The sequence below is a fragment of the Streptomyces sp. NPDC004667 genome, from assembly GCF_040609475.1.
Taxonomy (GTDB): Bacteria; Actinomycetota; Actinomycetes; order Streptomycetales; family Streptomycetaceae; genus Streptomyces.
In genome coordinates this window covers 1-2,699 of the sequence record NZ_JBEXKC010000127.1, presented here as the reverse complement: position 1 = coordinate 2,699, position 2,699 = coordinate 1, and the positions used below count along the sequence as shown (strand labels likewise).

Genomic DNA, 2,699 nt, shown 5'->3' with positions numbered 1-2,699 from the left:
GTCCTCGTCCCATCCGCGAAGTCCTGGCGGGTGGGCCCGTTGCAGAGGGGCCGGTCGTGGTCGTACGGGGCCGGCAGACCGCAGCGCTCGGGGCGGCCCGTGCCTTTGCGGCCTGCAGGCGGATGTCCCGTGTTCGTGCCGGTCTTCTCAGCGGGTGAGCGTCTGTGCCGGGGCCGGGTGGTCGTGGGGGTAGGCGTCGGCCATGGGGGAGGTGCCGGTGGTGAGGTAGTCATGGATCGCAGCCAGGTAGGTGCTCCGGTGGACGGTGCCGGCACCGCCTGGGTCGAGGGCGGTGAACGCGGCTGCCGCGCCCCGGGAGCTGTTGCCGGTGGCTGTCCGCAGCAGGGTGAACTCGTCACGGGTGAGATGTCCGTCGCCGTCCAGGTCGGCGAGGTCGAACAGGGAGCCGAGGGCGGGCCTGCAGGACTCCTCGAAGGCATCGTGGCCGGCCCAGCCGCTGTACTCCTCGAGGGTGACGGCCCCGTCGCCGTTCGCGTCCATCTGCCGGAACACCTCCTCATGAGCCGCACGGGCGGCGCCGACGAGGGGGTGCTGCGGATCGCGGCCACAGGCCGCAGCCGCCCGGTCGACCCGCGCGAGGTACTCGCCACGGGTGATCACGCCGTCTCCATCGGCATCCAGCATCGTGAAGATACGCCGCTTCGCAGTGTCCGACATTCCGTCACCCTCCATAGCCCGATCGCACGTCTACTCCCTGAGGAACGCCCCCGGGCGGCATGTGGACACTGCACAGAACCGAACTGGCCCAGCGAACGGCGTGAGGACCGGTCGGGCCGCTCCGCGGACCGCCCGTACACGAAGTCGCAGCCCGGCCCTCCGCCGATACGGACCCGGGCCGGGCCGCCACCACCTGCAGAATCTCAGCTTCGAGCAATGGGAGGGTTGCCAACGTGGACTCGGGATCGGAGTCCTCTGCGGCCGCTGCATAGGCTGCCCGCATGGACAGACCCGCCACCTTGCGGCCTCCGCTGACCGAGACCGAGGTCGCCGATGCCGAGCGAACGCTCGGCGTCCGCTTCCCTGCCGACTATCGCCGGTACTTGTGCGGTCCGGATGTCCACGGCTTCGGTGTGGTGCGGACCGAGCACGGCTGGCGGTGGCCGGGGGACGACACCCTGCGGGCGGACCTGCTGTCCGAGCCGTTTCCCCACCCCGACTCCTACCTGGAAGCCGACGCGGCCCTGGTGGATCGCGAGCCCAGAGAGGCAGACTTCGACGACCCAGCCGGGTTCACGGCTTCCTGGAAGGCCTGGGACGAGGAGTGCGAGGAGTTCGAGGACCGGCGTACAGCCGGCGCGATGCGCCTCCAGGAACACGGCTGCGGGTTCTCCACCCTGCTCGTGGTCTCCGGACCCCTGGCCGGCACGATGTGGTGGGACGGACGCGCCTCCTGCGACCTCATCGTCCCGCTCCGCCTCGACCCCGCCGGCGACGGCCCACCGGTCACCTTCGGCCAGTGGCTGGGGCGCAACTCCTGGGACCTACTGCCCAGCCAGGCCCACCCTCGCTACGCAGGCGAACAGCAAGGACGGCTGTAGTGGTGTCCCAGGCACGGTGATGTGCCGACAACGCCCGAATGTCGGCGAGAGGGTGGCGATGCCCCCTTCCTACGGCGTCCGCTGGGACACCGCCCCGGACGACGAACTCCCCCTCCCGCCCGCCGCTGCGGTGCGCCCGCACCTGGCCCGGGTGCTCAGGCCAGCTCTCGCCCCCCGTGCTCAGGGATGACGGCGGTGGCCGGCCGCACCGGACGCCGCCTCGGCAGAGTGTCCGCACCGTAAGCGTTGCGAGACGTGGTGCGTGGCCCCGAAACCCTGCCGCCGGGCGACCAGGCCGTCCTCCTCCCGCATCACGCGTCAGCGTGAGGCTGGAAAGGCTCAAGGCCGGTAGCGGCAGCCCTTTTCAGAGGACGGCACCGGCTTTGACCACGTGCCGAAGGTGGCGCTCGGGACGGGTGAGGACGGCCAGGTCCGCCAGGGGGTCGCCGTCCACGACGAGCAGGTCGGCGTGCGCGCCCGGCGCGAGGGTGCCGATCTCGCCCTCCATCCGCAGCAGGCGGGCCGCCGTGCTGGTGGCGGAGCGGATCACGTCCGCGGCGGGCTGGACCTCGGCACGCAGCGTGAACTCCTCCAACTGGGCCGAGTGCAGCGGCCCGAGCAGGTCACTGCCGTAGACCAGATTGACCCCCGCCCGGTGGGCCTTCTCCAGGGCGGCCAGCCCGTGGTCGCGGACTTCGGTGAGCTTGTGACAGGACGACTCCGGCAGGCCGGACTGCCGTCCGAGCTCCGCCGTCCGCTCGTACGCGACCAGGGTGGGCACCAGGAAGGCGTCCTGCTCCAGCAGCAGGGCGACGGTCGCGTCGTCGATCAGGTTGCCGTGCTCGACGCAGCGCACGCCCGCCCGCAAGGCCCGGTCTATGGCACGCGGGTGGTAGGCGTGCACGGTGACGTACCGGTTGTGGTTCTCCGCCTCCTCCACGGCGGCGCGGATCTCCGCCTCGCTGTACTGGACGGCGGCGATCTCGTCGTGCGGCGAGGCCACCCCGCCGGAGAGCAGCACTTTCAGGTGGGCGGCGCCCTTGCGGAACTCGTCACGGGCCGCGGCGCGGACGGCGTCGACGCCGTCCGCGATCCGGGCGAAGTTCGGACGGCTCTCGCAGCAGGGTACCGAGTCGTCCC

Annotated in this window: 3 protein-coding genes; 1 reads left to right on the top strand and 2 read right to left on the bottom strand. The window is 71.7% G+C overall.

Annotated features, from left to right (window positions below; translation table 11 throughout):
* Positions 1-147 precede the first annotated feature (147 nt).
* Positions 148-678, bottom strand: a complete 531-nt coding sequence (locus ABZW32_RS36410; RefSeq protein ID WP_356224673.1) for an EF-hand domain-containing protein — start codon at positions 676-678, stop codon at positions 148-150.
* A gap of 281 nt (positions 679-959) precedes the next feature.
* Here ABZW32_RS36410 and ABZW32_RS36405 point away from each other — a divergent pair, with 281 nt between their 5' ends.
* On the top strand, positions 960-1,559 hold the full coding sequence (locus ABZW32_RS36405; RefSeq protein WP_356224671.1) for an SMI1/KNR4 family protein: 600 nt from the start codon (positions 960-962) through the stop codon (positions 1,557-1,559).
* 364 nt (positions 1,560-1,923) lie between these two features.
* On the opposite strand, the gene ABZW32_RS36400 is transcribed toward ABZW32_RS36405, so the two are convergent.
* Positions 1,924-2,699: amidohydrolase family protein (locus ABZW32_RS36400; RefSeq protein WP_356224669.1), on the bottom strand; the 776-nt coding region annotated here is incomplete at its 5' end.

Bases quoted from the DNA above. Each gene is read 5' to 3' on its own strand.
- ABZW32_RS36410 (WP_356224673.1), bottom strand. From the start codon at position 678: ATGTCGGACACTGCGAAGCGGCGTATCTTCACGATGCTGGATGCCGAT.
- ABZW32_RS36405 (WP_356224671.1), top strand. From the start codon at position 960: ATGGACAGACCCGCCACCTTGCGGCCTCCGCTGACCGAGACCGAGGTC.